The organism is Streptomyces sp. NPDC001513 (assembly GCF_042894695.1).
In the GTDB taxonomy this organism is placed as follows: Bacteria; Actinomycetota; Actinomycetes; order Streptomycetales; family Streptomycetaceae; genus Streptomyces.
In genome coordinates this window covers 129849-148780 of record NZ_JBIAVU010000001.1, presented here as the reverse complement: position 1 = coordinate 148780, position 18932 = coordinate 129849, and the positions used below count along the sequence as shown (strand labels likewise).

Genomic DNA, 18932 nt, shown 5'->3' with positions numbered 1-18932 from the left:
ACCCCTGCGCCCCTCGCGCCGGCGGAACCGGCACGAGGAGCAGGGGCGGAGTGGTCGCATCACGCGACGGCGGTTCCCTCAAGCTCGACCATCTGGCCCGGGACCGCCAACCGCGTCACCCCGAGCATCGTGGACGTCGGTGCCACCCCGGCGGCACCCAGCCGCGCCGCCAGCACGCCGTAGTGCTGGAAGAGCAGATCGACGTCGGTCGTGTAGACGTTCAGCCGCACGAGGTTCGCGAGAGACATGCCGGCCGCGCCGAGCACGCCCTCCAGGTTGTCGACGCTCAGCGCCAACTGCGCGGCCATGTCGCCCTCGTGCATCGGCTTGCCGTCACAGCTCATCGCGGTCTGCCCCGAGACGTACAGGGTCCGTGTCTGCCCGGAGACGAGCTCACCCTGGTTGAATCCCAGCTCCTGCGACCACGTCACCGGGTTGACCGCTGTTCGCTCCACTGCCACATCAGCTCCATTCGATTTGCTTCGATTCGCTTCGATTTCTGGGGAGTGCGTACGTCCATCGCCGCTCCAGCCAACCGGCTTTGACGTCGCGTGACCGAGCCTCGCAACAAATCACGACACCCTCCGTCATGTATTCCCTTAGCGTTCTCGTATGCGTGCCGACAGGCTGGTCTCGCTCGTGCTGCTCCTGCGCCAACGCGGGCGACTGACGGCGGACACACTGGCCCGCGAGCTGGACGTATCCACCCGCACCGTGCTGCGCGACATCGAGGCACTGTCCGCGGCCGGCGTCCCGGTCTATGCCGAACGCGGCAGGCACGGCGGTTTCGCGCTGTTGCCCGGCTTCCAGACCAAGCTCGCCGGACTGAACCACGACGAGGCCCTCGCCCTGCTGACCGCCGGATCGGGGCGCGGCGAGCAGGTCTTCGGACTCGGCTCGGCGCTCGCCTCGGCCATGCGGAAGGTGGTCGACGCACTGCCCGAAGGCCACCGGACCTCCGCGAACGACGCGGCCCGGCGATTCCTCGTCGACCCGGAGGCCGACCTGCTCTCACGCCGCCGTGTGGTCACCGAGGAGGTCCCGGACAGCACAATGTTCGAGGTCAGGCGTGCGGTGCTCGCCGGACACAAGCTGCGCATCCACTACGCGGCGACGGGCCGGACGCCGCAGTGGCGGACGGTGGACCCGATCGGCCTGGTCACCGTACGGGACCGGGGCTACTTGCTGGCCACGAGATCCGGCGAGGACCGTACCTACCGGCTGTCGCGGGTGCTGGCCGCCGAGGAGCTTCCCGAACCGGCAGAGCGACCCAACCGGGTCGATCTGGACCGGATCTGGCAGGAACGCTCCGCTCGGTTCCTCTCCGGCGGCGACCACATCACCGTGCTGGTACGGATGGACCCGGCGCGGCGGGAGGAGCTACTGGACACCGTGCTGGCCGTCCGTGCAGAAGAACCCGACGCGGACGGCCGGCTGCGGCTGGAGGTGACCTTCCAGGACTTCCGACACGCCGAATGGGCCCTGTGGCAGCTCGGCACGGACGCGGAAGCCCTGGCCCCGCAGTCGTTGCGCACCGCCCTGCGCAACCGGGCCGCAGCGATCGCCGCCCGCTACGAAGACTCACCCTGACACGGGGTCTCACCGACCGTTTAGGGTTGCGCGCATGGACATGGACAACGAACGTTCGACAGGGCCAACGGGCTTCAGGTAGCCCGCCAGGAAGTACCTGGCGGTTGCCGCGAACGGAGTCCGTCCCGTGACACGCACCGCTCACCATCTTCCCCCTTCACGCCGTCAGAGTGCGTACGACCGCTCATCAGGAGGCCCTTGGCGTTCTGTGGTTCTCTATGACCTCAGGTACAGCGCACACACCTTCACCGATGCCACACGAGAGTCCAGAAGGCCCCAACCGCGCCTGGTCCGCCGCACGGTGGACGTCTATTCGTTCCCTCGACACCAGCAGGACCGCTCCGTCGCACGGTGGTCGGCGGAGGAGGAGCGCCGGGCGCGCCAGCGGCTGCGCGCCCAGGTCGGCACTGTCCTGCGGCTGGTGCGTTCCGCCACCAATGAACTCGCTCTCGATGCCGCGGACGCGGTGGACATACCGCCGGCACGTCATCGACGTGGCTCGCTCTGGCTCGCGTAGCCGCGACGGGAGAACCGCCTCACTCCTCACTCGCTGCCGGCCGACGCCTCTGGCCCCGGCCGGCAGCGAAAACGAGGCATGCCCTCACGCCTGAGGCGTCAGGTCCGGCTTCCATTCCTGGACGAGGAGTCCGAGTACCACGTCGTCCAGGAACTCGCCCATCACCCAGGCCGAGGAGCGTAGTACGCCCTCACGGACGAAGCCGTTGCGCTCGGCCGCGCGCAGCATCGCGGTGTTGTCCGACAGCGTCTCGAGCTGCAGCCGCTGCAGGCCGCGCACGATGAACCCGTAGTGACACATCACCGCGACCACGTCGGTGCCGTAGCCCTTGCCGCGGGAGGACGGCCGCAGGCCCATGCCGATGTGCGCGGACCGGTTGTGGTTGTCGATGCCCCACAGTGTCGCCGTACCGACGAGCGTGCCGCCGTCCAGCTCCACCACGGAGAACGAGACGTGCCCCTGCTCGCTGTCGTCCACCACGAGCCGCGAATCCTTCGAGCCGGGCGTGATCGGCCGCCACGGCCGGAGTTCGGACCGCGAGTAGTTGACCACGTCGTCGTGGAACTCGCTCTGCAGGATCGGAATGTCGTCGTCGTGCCGGGCCCTGAGCCCGACCTTGCTGCCCTTTAGCATGCAAGGTTCCTATCCGACCAGGCCGGCCGGCGGCAAACCCATTGATGATGGACAGCCCGGATCATGACGCGCTGGGACGGGTAGGGATTCTGATTGAATCGGCTGCGTATACGTCATACACTCATGCTTATGTCATATACATCATCGCGCGTGGGCGGCCTGCCGCTGCGAAGGTTCACCGGAATCACCGGCGTGGCGTTCACGGTCCTGCAGGTCATCGAGGTGCCGCTCTACTTCGTCCATGACGGGGCACCGCCCGACTCCAACGTGCTGACCCGCATCATGCTCAGCCTTGTCGTCCTCGTCCTGCTCTTAGGATTCGTCACCGGGCTTCGCGAGCTCGTCCGCCGGGCGGACCCGGCCTGCGGCTGGGTCGCGGACCTCGCCTACGGCGCGGCACTGGCCTACATCGCGGTCACCTTCGTTGCACACTCCCTGCAGGCCGGGGAGGTCATCGCCGCCAAAGAGCCGGTCGATCCGACCATCACCGCCGAGGGCTCCTATCTGCTGTACGGCTCGATCGGTCGCATCCTCACCGCGGTGTTCCTGGTGGCCGCCGGGTATGCCGCGGTTCGCTCAGGACTGCTGTCACGGTGGGCCGCCCGGTCGGCGTACGTCATCGCCCTGATCAATCTCGTGTTCGTCCCGTCGCTGTATTTCGGAAACGACACCGGGCAGTTCTTCAGTGCCAACGGCTGGGGCACCACGGCCACCATCGCCAGCCTTTACGCCTACTGGGTCCTCGCGTTCGGCATCGCGCTGCTCCGGCACCGAAACGCCCGCCACTATGCTGGGCAACCGGGATCGGCCTCGGAGAATCGGCGGTAGAAGTGTCAGAGGACAAGAGCGCGGCCACCTTCCGACTCCTATGGGAGACGAAGGAGAGCTCGCGGTCCTCCCTCAGCGTCGGCGGCATCGTCGAGGCCGCCATCGCGCTGGCCGACGCCGAGGGCCTGGGCGCGGTGTCGATGCAACGGGTCGCCGGCGAACTCGGCTACACCGCGATGGCCCTGTACCGGCACGTCCCCGGGAAGGACCAGCTGGTCGCCCTGATGGCCGACCGGGCACAGGGCAACCCCCCGGCGGAGTCGGGGAAGGAGTGGCGCACCGAGATTCTGAACTGGGCCGATGCGGCCTGGGACTTCTACCTCGCCCACCCCTGGATGCTGCGCGTGGCGACCACCGGGGCCCCGACCGGCCCGAACGAGCTGGCCTGGTTCGAGGCCCTTCTGCGGCCCCTGGCCCAGTCCGGCCTCGCCCCCGAGAACCTGGTCGCCACGGCCATGTTCATCTCCAGCGCCGTCCGCGACCTGGCCCGGATCGCCACCGAGATCGTCCCGTCCGGCTCCGACTACGGGAACCTTCTCGCCCAGGTCATCCAGCCCGACCAGTTCCCCACCCTCGCGTCCCTCATGACCTCGGGCGCCATGGAAGACGACGGCGATGTCAGACCAGCCCTCGACTTCGGCCTCAATCTCATCCTCGACGGCCTCAAGACCCACACTTCCTGACACCGTTCTGTCACCCCGGCCTGCGACCCCCGGCCAGAAGGCCGCGGGGTGTTGTCGGTGGTGCTCAGGTGCCAGGGGAGTGTGAATAGGGTGACCCCATGTCTGTCACATTGAGCTCCGCGAAAGCTGCTGCCGCACTCCGCAAGTCGGCACGGATCTCCGCCGAGTTGCTGGTGGTCCTGGTCATGGCGGCGGCGGCCCTGTGGGTCTTGAGCCGGATGTGGTCGGTCGTCTGGCCGCTCATAGTCGCCCTGTTCCTCACCACCCTGACCTGGCCCCTGGCCGCATTCCTGCGTCGGCGCGGGTGGCGGCCCGCCCTTGCCGCCTCCACGGTGACCGTGCTGTTCCTCCTGGTGGCCGCCGGCATCGTGGCGCTGATCGCGGTGCCCGTGGCCTCGCAGTCGGGCGAACTGGCCGACGGCGTGTCCGAGGGCATCCAACGACTGCGCGAGTGGGCGGCCGGGCCGCCGCTGAACATCGGCGACGACCAGATCAGCGGCGCCTCCGACGCCGCGATGGACCGCCTTCAGAACAGCGTCGGCAGTGCGGTCTCCACCGTCGTCACGGGGGTGAGCACCGTCTTCAACGGCCTGATCACCGCCGTCCTGGCGCTCTTCCTGATGTTCTTCTTCCTCAAGGACGGCCCCCGCTTCCTGCCGTGGCTCACCCGCCAGCTCCCCGGCCGGCTCGCCACCGACATCCCGGTCGTGGCCGCGCGCAGCTGGCAGACCCTGGGCTCGTTCGTCCGGTCCCAGGCCTTCGTCGGCCTCCTCGACGCCGTGTTCATCGGCCTGGGCCTGTGGATCGTAGGCGTACCCCTGGTGCTGCCGCTGGCGGTTCTGACCTTCGTCTCCGCGTTCGTGCCGATCGTGGGAGCCCTGTTCGCCGGCCTGGTGGCGGTGCTCATCGCCCTGGTGTCGAACGGCCTGACGGACGCGCTGATCGTGCTGGCCATCATCGTCGCGGTGCAGCAGCTCGAAGGAAACGTGTTCCAGCCGATGATCCAGAGCCGCAGCCTCGGTCTCCACGCGGCGGTGGTCCTGCTGGCAGTCACGCTGGGCGGCAGCCTGGCCGGCGTCGTGGGCAGCCTGCTGGCCGTACCGGCCGCCGCGCTCCTCGCCGTCGTCTGGAACTACCTGCGCGACCAGCTCGGCGAACCACCGCACGAGCCGGAGGCCGACGAGCGGCTTCCCGCTGTTCCCGCACCGTCTTAGGACCCCGCCACGGCCCTCCCCGAGCCGTGGTCAGTTCGCCGTGGCCGCGCGCTCCGTCTGCAGGGTGCGCAGGAGGTCGAAGGCGGGGCCGTCCACCGGGCGCCGGGTGTTGCCGAGGGCGATGACGGCGAGCCGGCTCTCCGGGTCGAACCCCACGAAGGAGGAGAAGCCCCCTGTTCCTCCGTTGTGCCAGATCTGGAGGTGGCCGCCCTGCCGGGGGTGCAGGCGGTGGGCCATCCAGCCGAGGTGCACCCAGGTGAAGGAGTTCCGGCGGTGCTCGTACGCACGGCTCAGGCGGATCGCCTCGGCGAGCCCCGCCGGGCCGCCGTCCAACTGGGCCCGTACGAAGGCCACCAGGTCGGTCGCGGTCGACCGCAGGCCGCCCGCTCCCGCCAGGTCGGCGAGGTGCCAGGGTGCGGCGGGCCGCCCCGGGCGTACGTGGCCCTGCGCGGAGCGTTCCGAGCGGGCGTCGTCCACCGTCACGACGGTGTCGGTCATGCCCAACGGGGCGCAGATCTCACGGGTGATGAGGGTCTCGTACTCCGTGCCCGCCCGGCGGGCGAGGGCCAGCCCCAGCAGCCCGGCTCCGAGGTTGGAGTAGCGGAACCGTTTCCCGGGAGTGGCCCCCAGACGGGTCCGGGCCAGCCCGGCCAGCAGGACGTCGGCCGTGCAGCCGGCGTACGGATCCGGCTTCGACGGGCGCAGCAGAGCCTGGAGCAGCATGCCTTTCGGCAGCCGCGGCAGGCCGGAGGTGTGGGTGGCCAGATGCTGCAAGGAGATCTGCTGTCCGTCCCGTGACGGAACGGCCGTCCCGGCGGGCAGCAGATCGGCGAGCGGCTCGTCCAGGCCCACCGTGCCGGCGGATGCCAGGCGCGCCAGGGCCAGGGCGGTGAACGCCTTGGTCACCGAGCCGATCTCGAACAGGGTGCCGGGGCCGGGGACGGTCGCGTGGTGTGCGCCGGTGCTTCCGGCACCCCGTATCTCCACGACGTCATCCGCCACCGCGGCCACCACCACGCCGACCTGCCGCTCCGCCAGCCGGTCCGCGGTCTGCTGGACGAGCGCTGCGAGTTCTTGTGCCATGACGGACATCATCGCGGCGTCTCCCCGTGCGACAGGTGCGCCCTGATGATGATTTCCGGCCGTCGGCACTGCGACCTGAGCAGTACGGCGAGGCGACGACGGCACCCCCAGCGGGTCGCACCGCCGAAGCCCGGAACCGCGGGTCGCCGCGCGCACCCGGTTTTTGGGGGCCTCTGCCAGGTGTGGCCCCGGCAGCTAGGACGTGGCGGGGTGGGCCTCCAGTTCCGACTTCAGGTTGCGCAGCGTGGCCCGGATGTTCTTGCGCTGGAACTCGGCGAAGGTGTGCCCGCGCGTCGCGATCCTGTCGAACGTGTTGGCCACCGGGTCGGGCCAGCTGCGCCGGTCATCGGTCCAGGTCTCCGTCACCTCGGTGCCCCCGGGCACGGCGGCGAAACGATACTCCCAGGTGGCGATCGGGCCGCGCAGCCATGGGCGGCGCAGGCCTATGGCGTGGACCTTGAACCGGAAGACCTCGTCCGGGTCGGCGGCCGTCACCGTGCAGCGGGTGGTCCAGCGGTACGGACCGCGCTTGTTGTGACCGTCGAAGACCATCCCGACCCGAGTCGCGGTGCCGGGTCCCTCGGCCGGGGTCGCGCCCAGGTTTTCCGGGCTCCAGCGGCCCATGAGAGCGGGGTCGGAAACGTGCTGGTACACCGTCGACGGGTGGGCCGCGACGATGATGGTGTCGCAAACGCTGAACGTGCGGGGCATGTGGCTCCCTCCTCAGAGCACGACGGTAGCGGTCGCCGGCCCGGCGCTCGCCTACGGGCTCCACCGGTACGGCTTCCAGGCCACCATCGTGGAGCGCGCCCCGGCCCTCCGTGAGGGCGGCTACGCCGTCGACTTCCGCATCACCCTCCGCGACTACGGCGACCTCGCCCATCCGGCGAGGCGGCGGGCTTCGGCCGTGACCTCGGCATCGATCTGAGCTGCCGCTCTGTCGCCGGGGTACTCGAGGAAGGCGTACGCGTCATCGAGTTCGGCGAGCCGTGCTGTCAGGGGCAGCTCATGCCCGTAGCGCTGGTTGATCCGGAAGGTGAGCTCCCAAGGTTCCAGCTCGCCGGCCAGCATGCGTCGTGCGAGCGCTCGCACGGCGGCTTCTCGGCCGGCCTCGCCGGCGGGCGGATAGAAGATCAGGCCGAGCTCATCGAGGGCTTCGGGGAGCAAGTCGTGCACGTCGTAGTCCGCCTCGGCGCGTGAACAGGCTGCCAGCACCCGCAGTCCGGGGCTGTCCAGGCCGGCGACGAGCGCGTCACAGGCCGCGCTGACGACATCGGCTGCTGGGATCTCGCCCACACTCCAGAGAGCGGCGCGGTCCTGTAGTTCGCCTGCTGCTGCTTCTGCTTCTGTCATTCGGACCACTCAGCGTGTGAGGATGACGCGCCGGCGGACCCACAGGTCGCTGGTCGCGGCGGAGAGCAGGAAGTCCGCGACGTCGGCACGGTTGATCCTCCCGCCGACGCGCCCTTGGGTTCCGTCCAGCGGGATCGTCTTGTAGTCGGCGGTCGTCTGGCCGTTGCCGAACATCACGGGCAGGGCGATGGTCCAGTCGCGGTCGCTGCGGGCGATGGTCTCATCGGCGATGCCCTTGTCCGCCATGAGCGCGCCCATCACCAGCTTCGACGCGGTGGCCTGGAAACGGGACTGGCGCCGGGCGGTGTCGCCCGAGCCGAGAGCCGAGAGCCAGACGAGACGCTCCACGCCGGCCGCGGCCATGGCTTCCAGGACGGGACCGGCGGTACGGGTGGCGAGCGTGGACTTGTAGTCCTTGCCCGGTCCCAGGGCGCAGATGAGGGCCTGGCTGCCCCGAGCCGCCTCTTCGACGTCCGCGGCGGAGGCGGCGTCGCCGATGACGACGGTGACGCGCTCCTCGTCGCGCTGCGGCAGCCGGGCCGCGTCACGGACCAGTGCGGTGACCCGGTGCCCGGCTGCGAGGGCCTGCTGGAGTACCTGCCGGCCGATGGGGCCCGTGCCGCCGAGGACGGTGAGCTGCATGATCAGGCCTCTCTCTGTGTGCGGGCCGGCCCTTCGGACGAGGCGCGCCGCCGAGCGCGGGTTCCGGAGTACGGGCCTCACGGCGACCAGCCCAAGAGCCCCGCAGTGCCGGAGGGGACGGCGCGGCACCGCGACGGACCCCGGCGGCGTGACTCGGCGAGCCGCACCCGGGCTGGACCGGTCACGATCACGAGCCTACTGGCGCAGCACTCCGCACAGCGGGCTCCGCGCACGTGGCGCACGGAGGACCGGGTGACGGGCGCGGTTCGGCGCCCACCTGGACCGGCGTGACGACCGCCACCCCTGGCTCACGTACGCTTCCGGCCGACGCCTGCCCCTATTGCGGCTTCGGGCCCTTCATCAGCTTGCTGAGCTCTTCCAGAGGGCCTTCCTTCATGCCCCGGACGTAGTCCCAGCCGTTGTGGTCGCCGCCCTGGATCTCGTGGATCGAGACCTTGATGGGGCCCTTGCCGAACTGCTGCTGGAACTTCTCCATCCGGTCGCGGCCGCCCTCCTTGGTGCCGTACTGGAAGAGGATGTTCACCTCGGGGCCCTTGCTGTTGATCAGCTTCGGCGCGAGCTTCTCGGGGTTGTTCGCGTCCATCTCCGCCTGGTGGCCCTTCCAGAGCGGGGAGTCCGGGACGATCTCGCCGCCGTTGGCGATGACGGCCCGGAAGCGGTCCGGCTTCTGCAGGAGCTGCTTGAGGCCGACGAAGGCGCCGGAGGAGTTGCCCATGAAGGCCCAGCCGTCGCGGGACTTGTACGTACGGAAATTGGCCCGGGCGAGGTCGGGGACGTCCTCGCCGATCCAGGTGCCCATCTTGGCCTGGCCGGGGATGTCGGAGCCGTCGTAGTAGTACTTGGCGTCCGGGTTGAGGATCGGCATGACCAGGATGTACGGGAGGCTCTTGCCGGTTGCGGCGCCCTCGGCGATGGCCTTCTGGAGGCCCAGCTTCGGCATGGTCGCCCAGTAGTTGTCGGCGTTCCCGTTGCCTCCGGGCAGCGCGATCATGACGGGGAAGGCGCTCTTCGCGTACTCCGGGCGGTCGTACTCCTTGGGCGTCCACACCCAGACGCTGCCGTCGAAGCCGGACTTGGCGCCCTTCACCCGGGCCTTGGATATGCGGGTGCCGTCGTCCAGCTTCACCGTCTGCTTGAAGTCGGTGAACGGACCGGCGGGCAGGGATATGTCCGGGTCCGCGCTCGGCGCGGAGGCCTGCTTTCCGCCGCCCTCACCGCCGGTCGCCTTGTCCTTCTCCTCGCCCTTGTCCGCTCCGGCTCCGGCAGAGGGTTTCCCGTAGCTGACGGCCTCTCCGTTGCCGTCGAACCAGTCCGTCTTCCAGTAGATCAACCCGGCACCGGCGCCGGCGACCAGGGCCACCACCACCGCGGAGCCGATCCACACCTTCTTGCGGGATCGCCTGGGTTCCTGCGGGTGCCGGTGCGGCTGCGGCTGCGGGTATTCGTGCACGAACGTTGCTCCGAACGGGGCGGCTGCCCTCGGGCGGGCAGAACGGGTGGGTCCTTCTCTTGGGATGCGCTTCTCGACTCCTGGGTTGCAAAAATATGCAATTAATGTCGTTTAGGATTCAAATGAGTGCGTCCGGGGCGCGCGCAAGGGGGAAAGTGCCACGGCACGCTGGGCGCAAAGGTCGGGTAGTTGCGCAGTCGAGGGGTAGAACAGACGCCGGGTGCCTTCCGGCGACGGACGGGTCCCGACCACAGACCAGCCGGGACCCCTCGGCGCTATCGAAGGACAAGCAGCATGGCCAGCGGCACCGTGAAGTGGTTCAACGCCGAGAAGGGCTTCGGGTTCATTGCCCAGGACGGCGGCGGCCCGGACGTCTTCGCCCACTATTCCAACATCTCCGGCAACGGATACCGCGAGCTGACCGAAGGCGAGCCGGTCACCTTCGACGTTGCCCAGGGCCAGAAGGGCCCCCAGGCCGAGAACATCGTCCGCGGCTGACGACCGTAAGGGAGAAGGGGCCCGGTATGGCCGGGCCCCTTCTCCGGGCCCGCATCAGAACGGGGCTGCCTGGGGGACTGCGGGCAGAGCGAGGCGGGACCCCAGGCGGTAGCGCATCTCTTCGGCGGCCTGGCGCACCTCTTCGGAGCGGGCCTCTTCCTCGAGGGCCCCGAGGAGCATCATGACGGCTCGCGCTTCGTCCCCGGTGAGCAGCTTCAGCCGGGTGTCGGTGGCGGCGTCCAAGAGCACGCCAAGGAAGTCTTCTTCGTCCATCTCCATGCCGGAACAACGCGGTACGGCACCGCCGGTCACCCCTGGAACGCAGGTGCCCGGGCCGGAAAGCTGACGCTCCCGGCCCGGGCGCCTTCCTGCGATGTGGATGCCCCGAACCCGCCCTCGTCACGACCGGATCTGCACGTGGTGATGAGATGTGCGCGATGCGCTGTGACTCGTCACGCTGCTGAGCTGCACTGTCGTCTCGGGAGTCGAACCCGATGCGCTGCTCTCCGCGCGCCAGCCGGGCCGGTAACCGCCGGCCCTCGGTTGTGCACGCCTCCGGAGGGACTACCTGCTCCACATCGCACGTCTCAGTCCAGGAGGTCGGCCTCCCAGTTGGTGCGCTGGATGCGCACGTCGATCTCACGGATCTCGCGGGCGGCGTCGTCGGCGCCGGCGCGCAGCTCGGCGACGGGCAGTGCGGGGAGCACCATCAACTCGGAGCGCAGCTGGCGGCCGTAGCCCCGTTCCCCGCTGCCGGCGGCGGCATCGGCAGCCGAGGTGAGCACGGAGTGGCGCAGGCGCAGGGTGTCGCGGCGGGCGAGGGCGTCGGTGAGGGTGCCGTCGGCGCCCATGTCGACGGCGGCGTTGGTCCGGTTGATGCGCCGGATCAGGGACTCGAGGGTGGTGAGGGTCTCGGTGACCTCGGCGAGCAGCACGGCCGGGTCTTCGGCGGGGGTCTCACCCTCCTGGTGGCGGGCGTTGGCCACGATGCGGGCCCGCAGCTGTTCGACGCGGCGAGTCGCCTCGGCGCGATTGGCCAGTGCTTCGCCGAGCTTCATCGTGGTGGTCCGTCCCTTGGTGTTGTTCGTCGTGCGGTACTGCTGCGCTGATCACCCTACGTCAGCTCACGCGCCCGCCCGGCGTTGCCCCGGGCCTGGGCAAGCCGACCGTTCGTATGACCGGGCGAGGGCTCTTCCAGTGATTGGCGGGCACTCGCGAGGCCCGCACGTGACGGGCGGGGTACGTCATCTTCGGAGCGACGACGCCGAGCACCGTTGAGGAGACCACGAGCCATGTACGCAGCAGTCCGGAGGTACGAAGGCGTGACCGATCCGGCCGAGGCCGGGCGCCTCGTCGACGAGGGGTTCGTGCCGATCATGCGCCAGGTCCCCGGATTCGTGGCCTACTACTGGGTCGATGCCGGCCAAGGGGTGATGGTTTCGACCAGCGTGTTCCGCGACCGAGCGGGTGCCGACGAGTCGATCGGGAGGGCGGCGGATTTCGTACGGGAAAACCTCGCCTCGCTCCTCCCCAACCCGCCGCAGGTCACAGCGGGCGAGGTGGTTGCCTCCGGGTAGCGGCCCGGTCGACGTTGGGGGCTCCCGGATCGGGGTGCGTCCGGCGGCGGTCTACGAGGCCGGGCACCGTGCGGGCGCGGCAGTGCGGGGTGCGATCCGCATGCGGGTGCCGTCCCACAGCACGGTTTCCGCGGGCAGGACCAGCAGGCCGGCCTCGCTGTCGCTCCAGGCTGCCCCGACGCGCTGCACGTGGACGGCGGCGCCGCCGGCGCCGGCCATGTAGACCGTCGGGTCGACCTCCCAGCCGCGCTCGGCCAGCCACTCCTCAAGCTGTGCCATGGCCGAGGCCGCAGCCCCGCGCGGCCACGTGTACGTGTTCTCGCCGTCCATGTCCTGTCCCCCCGTCGTCGTCGGCCATTCGGCCACGAGCGATGCTCTCAGGTGGCACTGACAACGGCCCCGCAATTTCACCGCCGCCCTCCGGCCCACCGCAGTACGAAGGGCGTGCCGCGGCTGGTTGCCGCGGCACGCCCGTGCGGGTGGCCGGCAGGTCACTGCCCCCGATGGAGTGGCTGCCGGTCCGGGTCAGCGGCGGTGGTTGTCGTGGTGCCCGCGGCGGCCCCAGCTCTCGGTGTCGATGACGCGACCGCGGTCGTCGCGGAGGGTAGCGGTGTCGCGCTCGTCCCAGATCTGGTGGCGGCGGTCCTGGTAGACGTCGCGGTGGGTGTCGCGTCCGTTGCCGGTGTGGACCTTGACGCTCGAGCGGCCGTCCAGGCGGAGGCGGTCGAAGCGGTAGCGGTTGCCGTCCTGGTCGGTGAGCGTGAAGCCGCGCAGGTTGACGGCGTTGCGGCCGGTGTTCTTCACCTCGACCCATTCGCGGTTCAGGGCGCGGCTGTCGCGGCCGCGGCTGTCGTGCTGGACGTCACCGATGACGATCGAGGAGTTCCGGCCGTGGTGGCCGTGCCGGTCGTCGTCGTGAGCGGCGGCCGGGACGGCGGCCGCGCCGACCAGGGCGCCGGCGGCCAGGACCGCGGCGAGGAAGCGGCGGGTGGCGGGGGAAGCAGACATGCAGATGGCTCCTTGAACAGTCAGCCCGGCCCGGCGTTGTGCGAGCCGGGCGGGCTCCGTGCGGTTCCCGGCGTCCTGCCGAGGAGCCACACTTTGGCCCGCACCATCGCCAATCGCCACAACTCGTGATGTGTGTTTCTCAACGCGGACATATCCGTAACTCTCGCTTGTAAGAGGCAAACGTCAAGGCCTGTTGACGTGAAAGGGGCGGGGAGGGGCGGGGGCTCCGCATTGTCGGAGCAAGGAGGTTTCGGCCAGATAACCAGTTCATTCGCGCCATGCCGTGCGCTGTGCGCCGAACGGGTTCAGGCTCCTGTAACAGCCGTTCCCGCCGTACGAATCCCGTTTGCGTCGGTCAGAGGGGGACGGCCTTCAGGCCGTCGCCACGAGGCGGGATACTTGCCCGATGGACGTATCGAGGGCCTCCTGGGTCAACACGACGCACGATTGGTCCGGCCTCGTTGATGCCGATCATCTGGCGGACATCCGGCGGAGCCCCGCGGAGTTCGCTCCGGATGGACCCTGGCACCTCGTCCTCGAGGTGCTTGCCTACGCCGCCGACGAAGCGTCGAGCAAGGGCGGGGGCAGCTGCGTCGTCGTCGTCCATCCCGACGGTTCGCTGTCCGTCCGGGATGACGGACGGGGCACCGACACCCGCGTGGACGAGCACGGCCAGGTCGTGAAGAAGCCGGTCATGGCCACGAAGGATCTCCGGTTCTTCGACTTCCCGCAGGTCGAGACGCTGCCCGACGGCCGTCCCCGGCGCGGCATGTCCGTGGTCGCGGCGCTCAGCGAGTGGCTCGCCCACACCAACCGCCGCCTCAACGGGGCCTGGACCCAGCGCTACGAACACGGCGTGCCCGTCACCGGCCTCGAGCCCGTGGAGGTCGACGGCACGACGGGAACGCTGGTCCATTTCAGGCCGGACGCGTCGTTGGGCCCGGTGACCGTGCCGCCGTCCGGCGTCCTTTCGCGCCTGGCCACGGTCTGGCCGCATCTGGAAGTCCACGTCGACGACCGCCGCAACGGCTGACGGAGCAGCAGGAGTTCAAAGGTCGAGAGGGTGCAGGACGGGTGCAGGACACACTCGCAGGACGCGGGGTTCTCAGCCGTGCGGGGCGCGCCTAGGCTGCCGGCATGGCTGCTGACCCGCCGTCGCGTGATGCCGGTACCGAGTTCGTCGGGCGGGCGTGGCTTGCGGACGCCGTACGGGACTGGGCCGCGAGCGGGTCCGCGTACCTGTTCCTCACCGGTGGGCCGGGCACCGGCAAGTCCGCCGCCGTGGAGCACTTGTGGGGCGGCCGCCCGAGCGCGGGCACGGCGGTGCACCGGTGCCGGGCCGCGAGCCGCAGCAGTTGCGACCCGGTGCGCTTCGCCGAGTCCCTCGCCGAGCAGTTCAGCGCGACCGTACCGGGCTTCGCCGAGGCCGTGACCCGGGTGGCGCGGGACCTGTCGGGGCGGTCCGGGGAACTGCGCATCGAGGGCACGGCCACGGCCGGTACGGTCCACCCGAACGCGAGCCTGGTCGGGGTACGGATCACCCTCTCGCACGTCACCGCCGACGAGGCCTTCGAGCAGCTGGTGTGCCGACCGCTGGAGGTCCTCGCCCCGGCGGAGCGGCCGATCGCCGTCGTCGACGCCTTGGACGAGGCCCTCACCTACCGGAGCCGTCGTACGATCGCCGAGCTCGTCCTCGACGGCACGGACCGGCTCCCGCTGCGCTTCGTGATCACCTCGCGGCACGACGCCCGGGTCACCGCGGCCGTGCAGAGCCTGCCGGGCGCGGTCGTGGTCGACCTCGTGGACGACGCCCCGGATCCGGCCGCAGACCTTCTCGCCTACGCCCGCCACCAGTTGCGCGGTACGCAGCTCGCCGAACCGCAGCGGGAGGCGCTGGCCCACGGCCTGGCCGCCGGGGGCGCCGGAAACTACCTCTACGTGCGCCACCTCACCGAGGAACTGGCCTCCGGCATAAGGGGGACGGCCGGACCGGACGGCGCCGCCGCGCTGCCGCCCGGCCTCGACGGCGTCTACCGGCAGTTCCTGCGGCGGGAGATCCGCCCGGCCGGCAGCGCGGACGCCGAAGAGCGCTGGCGCACCGCGTTCCGGCCGGTCCTCGCCCTGCTGGTGGCGGCGCGGGAGGACGGTTTCACCGCAGGCCGGCTGGCCGACCTGCTGGACCGTACGGAGCAAGAGGTGCTCGACGTCGTCCGGATCCTCGGCCAGTACCTGCGCGGCGGACCGCGCGGCCCGTGGACGCTCTACCACCGGTCGTTCGCGGAGTTCCTGCTCAGCGGGGACGATCCGTACATCGACGCCGCCGAGGGCCACCGGCGCATCGCCGACCACGCCTTCGCCGAGTGGGCCGGTGCCTGGGAGAGCTGCGACGACCCGTACCTGCTGCGGCACCTGCCGGACCACCTGATGACCGCCATCGAATCCACGACGGGTGGCCCGGCCCGGACCCGGACGCTCCAGGACCGGCTGTACGACCTGGCCACGTCCCCGGGCTACCTCGCCGCCCAGAGTGCCGCCGCGCCCGACCGGGAGCCACACCTGGTCACACTGGGCCTCGCGCTGGAGGCCTCCCTGGCCGCCCACGCCTACCCCAGGGCGGCCGGCCTGTCCCTCGGCCTGGTGCGGGCCCGCGGGGAGGCCGACGGCGTGACCCCGGTGCAGGCCGCCTTGCGCTGGGGAGCGGCGGCGGGGGCCGCCAAGGCCCGTACCTACCCGGAGGACACCGCCCTGCTGTGGCTGCTGCTGATCGTGGCGGCCCTGGGCGCCCGGTCGCCCGGTGAGGCGGCCACCGTGCTGCACGAGATCGGCTGCGGCGGGTTCGGCCAGACCGACGACCGCTGGTCCCCGGCGGTCGCGGCGCTGCTGGCCCCGCTGGTTCCCCGGTTCACGGAGGAGGAGTTCGCCCCCGTGCTGGACATCGCCGGCGACGTGCTGCTGGGCCACCTCGCGGCGTTCCTCCTGGAGGAAGCCGGACCGCAAGGGGCGGTGGGACCCGCCCTGCGCATCCGCGAGGACATCCCGCGGGCCCGTACGGTCACCGGCATCCTCACGCACGCGGCGCTGGCCGCCCTGACCGAGCCCACGGGGACGGCACGCGCCGAACTCGACCGGCTGGGCACCCGGATCGCGGCCCGCCACTTCCCGGGGCAGGACGAGCAGGACGAGCAGGGCGCCCGGGCTGCCTGGAGCTCGCTGCTGGCCACGCCGGAGGTCGCCGATTCCTTCCTGCTGGTGCACGCGGCACGTGGCGAACTGGACGCGAGGCTCCCGGAACTCGTCGACTGGTCGCGCGGCCTGGGCGAGTTGACCGACGACGCGGTCCTGCTGGCCCGGATCGTCCAGGCCGCGCGGCTCGGCGCGGCCGGTGTCGCCCAGGCGTGTGCGGCGGGGGAGCGGGCCCGGGCCGACAACCCCGCGGACGTCCGGATCCTGCTGCACCACACCGCCCTCATGGTCCGCGTGGCGGATCCGGCGGCGCCCGCCCTCCTCGACGCCCTGGTCGAGGCGTCGCGCACCGAGGTCGACGACGACCTGTACGCCGGCCACGTCGACGCCTTTCACGGCCGGTGCGGCGTCGGGCTGCTGCTGGCCGTCGTACGCGTCCTGGCGGCCGCCGGGCAGACCGACCGGGCGGAGCTTGAGGCCCACCGACTGGTCGAGCACCATCCCGCCGAGCACGTACGGGCCCTGGCGTGGGTGGCCCGCGCCGAGTCCCGGCCCGACCGCCGCGAAGCCCTGGCCGCGGCGGCCCGGGAGGCGGCCGACCGGATCCCGTACGACCTGCGGGCGCAGAGCGCCCTGGTACTCGCCGACGCGGACCGCGAACGCCTGGCGGGCATGGTGGCCCGCACCGCGGTGCGGACCCGGCGCGAGCCGCCTGCGGTCGGCCCGGCGCGGGCGGCGCTGGCCTGGGCCGCCCACGTACGCGGCGACCACGAGCGCGCCGCGGCCCTGGGCGCCGAGGCCGTCGCCTGGTTCGTGGCGCTGCCCCGGAACCGGCGCCTGCAGCAGGATGCCGACCGCCTCGTGCGGAACTTGCTGCGGGCCCGGCTGCCCGCCGAGGCGGCGACGGTGGCGAGCACCCCGACGACGCAGTACGGCTCATTCGTCCTGCTGAACCTGGGGGACGTGCGGCACTCGCTGGCGGGCCACGGCGAGTACGCCGAACTGGCGCTGCTGCGGGAGGCGGAGGGCGGGAACCCGGGAGGCCGGGCGCGCGGCTCCGCCGCGTACGAGCAGGAGCTGGCGATGCGCGTCCTGCGGGTCGGCGACGACCAACGGGCGTTCGAAGAGACCTGCACGGCCTTGCGCACCGTCGTCCAGCAGGTTCTGAAACGGCTGATCGTGCGGCCGGACTACGGCTGGGGCGACCCGAGCAGGGACGAGGAGGAGGCGGTCTGGAGCGCGCTCCTCGCCGTCAGGCTCCAGTGGTCCGAGGCGGTCGAGGTGGCCATGGATGAGTTGCGGGACGCCCGCAACAGGGCGATGTGGCGCAGCGCCTACCAGGATTCCTTCTTCGGCCGATACCCGCGCGAGGTCGAGATGCGCGACGAACTCGACGCCGTCCAGCGGCGCAGGGTCCAGACGTTCGCCGAACTGGCCGAAGCCCTGCACGAGGTCGGCGACGAGGCTCAGGCCTCCGCCGCGCTCAACCATGCCTACGACCAGGCCCGCGAGTTGGAGGAGCCCGCGTCGCGGGCCCAGGCGTTCACCCGGCTCGCCGGGACGGCGGTGCGCCTGGGCTGGTACGCGGACCTGGGGCTGCTGTGGCCCGAGGTCGCCCGGGTACGCGGCGCCTCCCTCGGCGAGGTCGCCGAGTCCCTCGTCGTGAGCGTGCTGCGCGGCGGCTCGGACGCCGCCGACGCGCGCGCGGCGCTGGAAGCGATCCTCGGCTCACCGGGACTGGCCGACCTCGACCACGTGGACCTCCTCGCCGCACTGGCCGTCCTCACCCCCGGCACGGAGGTGGAGGACCTGCTGCTCGCCGCCCCCTCCGGCCCCGGCGGCCCGGCAGCGTCGGGTCGCGCGGCCTACAGCTGGTAGCCGCCGGAGACCTCGATGTCCTGGGCGGTGATCCAGCGGCTCTCGTCGCCGACCAGGGTCGCGATCAGCGCGCCGACGTCGTCGGGCTCGCCGACCCGGCCGAAGGCGGTCTTCGCGGCGATGGCCGGCACGACCTCGGGGAAGCGGGTGAACGCGTCGTCGGCGAGCCGGGTGCGGGTGGCGCCGGGCGAGACCGCGTTGACGCGGATGCCGCGCGGACTGAACTCCTTGGCCATGTAGCGGGTCAGCACGCTCAGGCCGCCCTTCATCGACGCGTACGCCGCGTAGCCGGGCTCCAGTCCGGAGGTCGCGGCCGCCGCGCTGCTGCTGACGTTGACGACGGAGCCGCCGTCGGCCATCAGCGGGAGGAGCCGCTGGGTCAGGAAGTACGGGCCCTTGAGGAGGACGCGCATCAGCCTGTCGAAGTCCTCCTCGGCGGTGTCCTCGATCAGCGAGGTCTGCGCGATGCCGGCGTTGTTGACGAGGTGGTCGAAGGTGTCGCGGCTCCAGGTCGTGCGGAGCGCCTCGGCCACGGAGTCGCGGAAGGCGTCGAAGCCGGCGCTGTCGCCGAGGTCCAGGTGCAGCGCGACGGCCGTGCCGCCCGCCTTCTCGATGGTGGCCACGGCGTCCGCGGCGCCCTGCCGGTTGCGGCCGTAGGTGAGGATCACCCCGGTCCCGCGTGCGGCGATCCGGATGGCGGCGCTCTGCCCGATGCCGGAGCTGGCGCCCGTGACGATGGCGACCTGCATGATGGTCCTCCTGGGAGTCCGTTGG

Annotated in this window: 22 protein-coding genes; 10 read left to right on the top strand and 12 right to left on the bottom strand. The window is 71.1% G+C overall.

Annotation, left to right across the window (positions count from 1 at the left end; all coding sequences use genetic code 11):
- Positions 1-59 precede the first annotated feature (59 nt).
- Positions 60-455 carry a RidA family protein gene (locus ACFYZ4_RS00815; protein ID WP_390782588.1) on the bottom strand — a complete coding sequence of 132 codons (396 nt, stop codon included), beginning with the start codon at positions 453-455 and terminating at the stop codon, positions 60-62.
- A 157-nt stretch (positions 456-612) separates the two neighbouring features.
- On the opposite strand from ACFYZ4_RS00815, the gene ACFYZ4_RS00810 reads away from it, so the two are divergent.
- Both ACFYZ4_RS00810 and ACFYZ4_RS00805 read left to right on the top strand, forming a co-directional pair.
- The gene (locus ACFYZ4_RS00810) at positions 613-1590 is read left to right on the top strand and encodes a helix-turn-helix transcriptional regulator (RefSeq protein WP_390782587.1); all 978 of its coding nucleotides are present in this window, start codon (positions 613-615) and stop codon (positions 1588-1590) included.
- Positions 1591-1891: 301 nt separating this feature from the next.
- A complete protein-coding gene (locus tag ACFYZ4_RS00805; protein ID WP_390782586.1) occupies positions 1892-2107 on the top strand; it encodes a hypothetical protein in 216 nt (71 codons plus the stop codon).
- Positions 2108-2191: 84 nt separating this feature from the next.
- Here ACFYZ4_RS00805 and ACFYZ4_RS00800 read toward each other — a convergent pair whose 3' ends face one another.
- A complete protein-coding gene (locus ACFYZ4_RS00800) occupies positions 2192-2740 on the bottom strand; it encodes a GNAT family N-acetyltransferase (RefSeq protein ID WP_390782585.1) in 549 nt (182 codons plus the stop codon).
- Positions 2741-2890: 150 nt separating this feature from the next.
- On the opposite strand from ACFYZ4_RS00800, the gene ACFYZ4_RS00795 reads away from it, so the two are divergent.
- The 3 genes from ACFYZ4_RS00795 to ACFYZ4_RS00785 all read left to right on the top strand — a co-directional run bounded on the left by ACFYZ4_RS00795 (position 2891) and on the right by ACFYZ4_RS00785 (position 5465).
- Complete coding sequence (locus ACFYZ4_RS00795) at positions 2891-3568, top strand: hypothetical protein (RefSeq protein WP_390782584.1); 678 nt, start codon at positions 2891-2893, stop codon at positions 3566-3568.
- 2 nt (positions 3569-3570) lie between these two features.
- The gene (locus tag ACFYZ4_RS00790; protein ID WP_351296055.1) at positions 3571-4251 is read left to right on the top strand and encodes a TetR/AcrR family transcriptional regulator; all 681 of its coding nucleotides are present in this window, start codon (positions 3571-3573) and stop codon (positions 4249-4251) included.
- Between the two features lie 98 nt (positions 4252-4349).
- Positions 4350-5465, top strand: a complete 1116-nt coding sequence (locus ACFYZ4_RS00785; protein ID WP_390782583.1) for an AI-2E family transporter — start codon at positions 4350-4352, stop codon at positions 5463-5465.
- A gap of 30 nt (positions 5466-5495) precedes the next feature.
- Here ACFYZ4_RS00785 and ACFYZ4_RS00780 read toward each other — a convergent pair whose 3' ends face one another.
- Positions 5496-6548, bottom strand: coding sequence for a serine hydrolase domain-containing protein (locus ACFYZ4_RS00780; protein WP_390782582.1), 1053 nt, complete (start codon positions 6546-6548; stop codon positions 5496-5498).
- A 195-nt stretch (positions 6549-6743) separates the two neighbouring features.
- A complete protein-coding gene (locus ACFYZ4_RS00775) occupies positions 6744-7259 on the bottom strand; it encodes an SRPBCC family protein (RefSeq protein ID WP_351296043.1) in 516 nt (171 codons plus the stop codon).
- Between ACFYZ4_RS00775 and ACFYZ4_RS00770 the strand changes: the two genes are divergently transcribed.
- Complete coding sequence (locus ACFYZ4_RS00770) at positions 7258-7476, top strand: hypothetical protein (RefSeq protein WP_390782581.1); 219 nt, start codon at positions 7258-7260, stop codon at positions 7474-7476. The two genes, ACFYZ4_RS00775 and ACFYZ4_RS00770, sit on opposite strands and share 2 nt — an antisense overlap.
- Here ACFYZ4_RS00770 and ACFYZ4_RS00765 read toward each other — a convergent pair.
- The 3 genes from ACFYZ4_RS00765 to ACFYZ4_RS00755 all read right to left on the bottom strand — a co-directional run bounded on the left by ACFYZ4_RS00765 (position 7413) and on the right by ACFYZ4_RS00755 (position 10014).
- A complete protein-coding gene (locus ACFYZ4_RS00765) occupies positions 7413-7901 on the bottom strand; it encodes a hypothetical protein (protein WP_390782580.1) in 489 nt (162 codons plus the stop codon). The genes ACFYZ4_RS00770 and ACFYZ4_RS00765 overlap by 64 nt on opposite strands.
- A 9-nt stretch (positions 7902-7910) precedes the next feature.
- Positions 7911-8543, bottom strand: coding sequence for an NAD(P)-dependent oxidoreductase (locus ACFYZ4_RS00760; protein ID WP_390782579.1), 633 nt, complete (start codon positions 8541-8543; stop codon positions 7911-7913).
- 337 nt (positions 8544-8880) lie between these two features.
- Positions 8881-10014 carry an alpha/beta hydrolase gene (locus ACFYZ4_RS00755; RefSeq protein WP_390782578.1) on the bottom strand — a complete coding sequence of 378 codons (1134 nt, stop codon included), beginning with the start codon at positions 10012-10014 and terminating at the stop codon, positions 8881-8883.
- A 294-nt stretch (positions 10015-10308) separates the two neighbouring features.
- On the opposite strand from ACFYZ4_RS00755, the gene ACFYZ4_RS00750 reads away from it, so the two are divergent.
- A complete protein-coding gene (locus ACFYZ4_RS00750; protein ID WP_351296031.1) occupies positions 10309-10512 on the top strand; it encodes a cold-shock protein in 204 nt (67 codons plus the stop codon).
- A 54-nt stretch (positions 10513-10566) separates the two neighbouring features.
- Here ACFYZ4_RS00750 and ACFYZ4_RS00745 read toward each other — a convergent pair whose 3' ends face one another.
- Both ACFYZ4_RS00745 and ACFYZ4_RS00740 read right to left on the bottom strand, forming a co-directional pair.
- A complete protein-coding gene (locus ACFYZ4_RS00745) occupies positions 10567-10785 on the bottom strand; it encodes a hypothetical protein (protein ID WP_351296028.1) in 219 nt (72 codons plus the stop codon).
- A 314-nt stretch (positions 10786-11099) separates the two neighbouring features.
- Positions 11100-11570 (bottom strand): DIP1984 family protein, encoded by a 471-nt coding sequence (locus ACFYZ4_RS00740; protein ID WP_390782577.1) that lies wholly within the window; start codon positions 11568-11570, stop codon positions 11100-11102.
- Between the two features lie 234 nt (positions 11571-11804).
- Here ACFYZ4_RS00740 and ACFYZ4_RS00735 point away from each other — a divergent pair, with 234 nt between their 5' ends.
- Positions 11805-12089 carry a hypothetical protein gene (locus ACFYZ4_RS00735; RefSeq protein ID WP_384342449.1) on the top strand — a complete coding sequence of 95 codons (285 nt, stop codon included), beginning with the start codon at positions 11805-11807 and terminating at the stop codon, positions 12087-12089.
- A 51-nt stretch (positions 12090-12140) separates the two neighbouring features.
- On the opposite strand, the gene ACFYZ4_RS00730 is transcribed toward ACFYZ4_RS00735, so the two are convergent.
- Together ACFYZ4_RS00730 and ACFYZ4_RS00725 are read right to left on the bottom strand one after the other, a co-directional pair.
- Complete coding sequence (locus tag ACFYZ4_RS00730; RefSeq protein ID WP_351296020.1) at positions 12141-12419, bottom strand: hypothetical protein; 279 nt, start codon at positions 12417-12419, stop codon at positions 12141-12143.
- Between the two features lie 195 nt (positions 12420-12614).
- Entirely contained in the window at positions 12615-13097 is a 483-nt protein-coding gene (locus tag ACFYZ4_RS00725) for a lamin tail domain-containing protein (protein WP_351291055.1), read from the bottom strand.
- Between the two features lie 406 nt (positions 13098-13503).
- Here ACFYZ4_RS00725 and ACFYZ4_RS00720 point away from each other — a divergent pair, with 406 nt between their 5' ends.
- Together ACFYZ4_RS00720 and ACFYZ4_RS00715 are read left to right on the top strand one after the other, a co-directional pair.
- Entirely contained in the window at positions 13504-14130 is a 627-nt protein-coding gene (locus ACFYZ4_RS00720) for an ATP-binding protein (protein WP_390782576.1), read from the top strand.
- A 104-nt stretch (positions 14131-14234) separates the two neighbouring features.
- On the top strand, positions 14235-18158 hold the full coding sequence (locus ACFYZ4_RS00715; RefSeq protein ID WP_390782575.1) for a hypothetical protein: 3924 nt from the start codon (positions 14235-14237) through the stop codon (positions 18156-18158).
- Here the strand turns inward: ACFYZ4_RS00715 and ACFYZ4_RS00710 are convergent.
- Entirely contained in the window at positions 18146-18907 is a 762-nt protein-coding gene (locus ACFYZ4_RS00710) for an SDR family oxidoreductase (RefSeq protein ID WP_351291050.1), read from the bottom strand. The two genes, ACFYZ4_RS00715 and ACFYZ4_RS00710, sit on opposite strands and share 13 nt — an antisense overlap.
- Positions 18908-18932 lie beyond the last annotated feature (25 nt).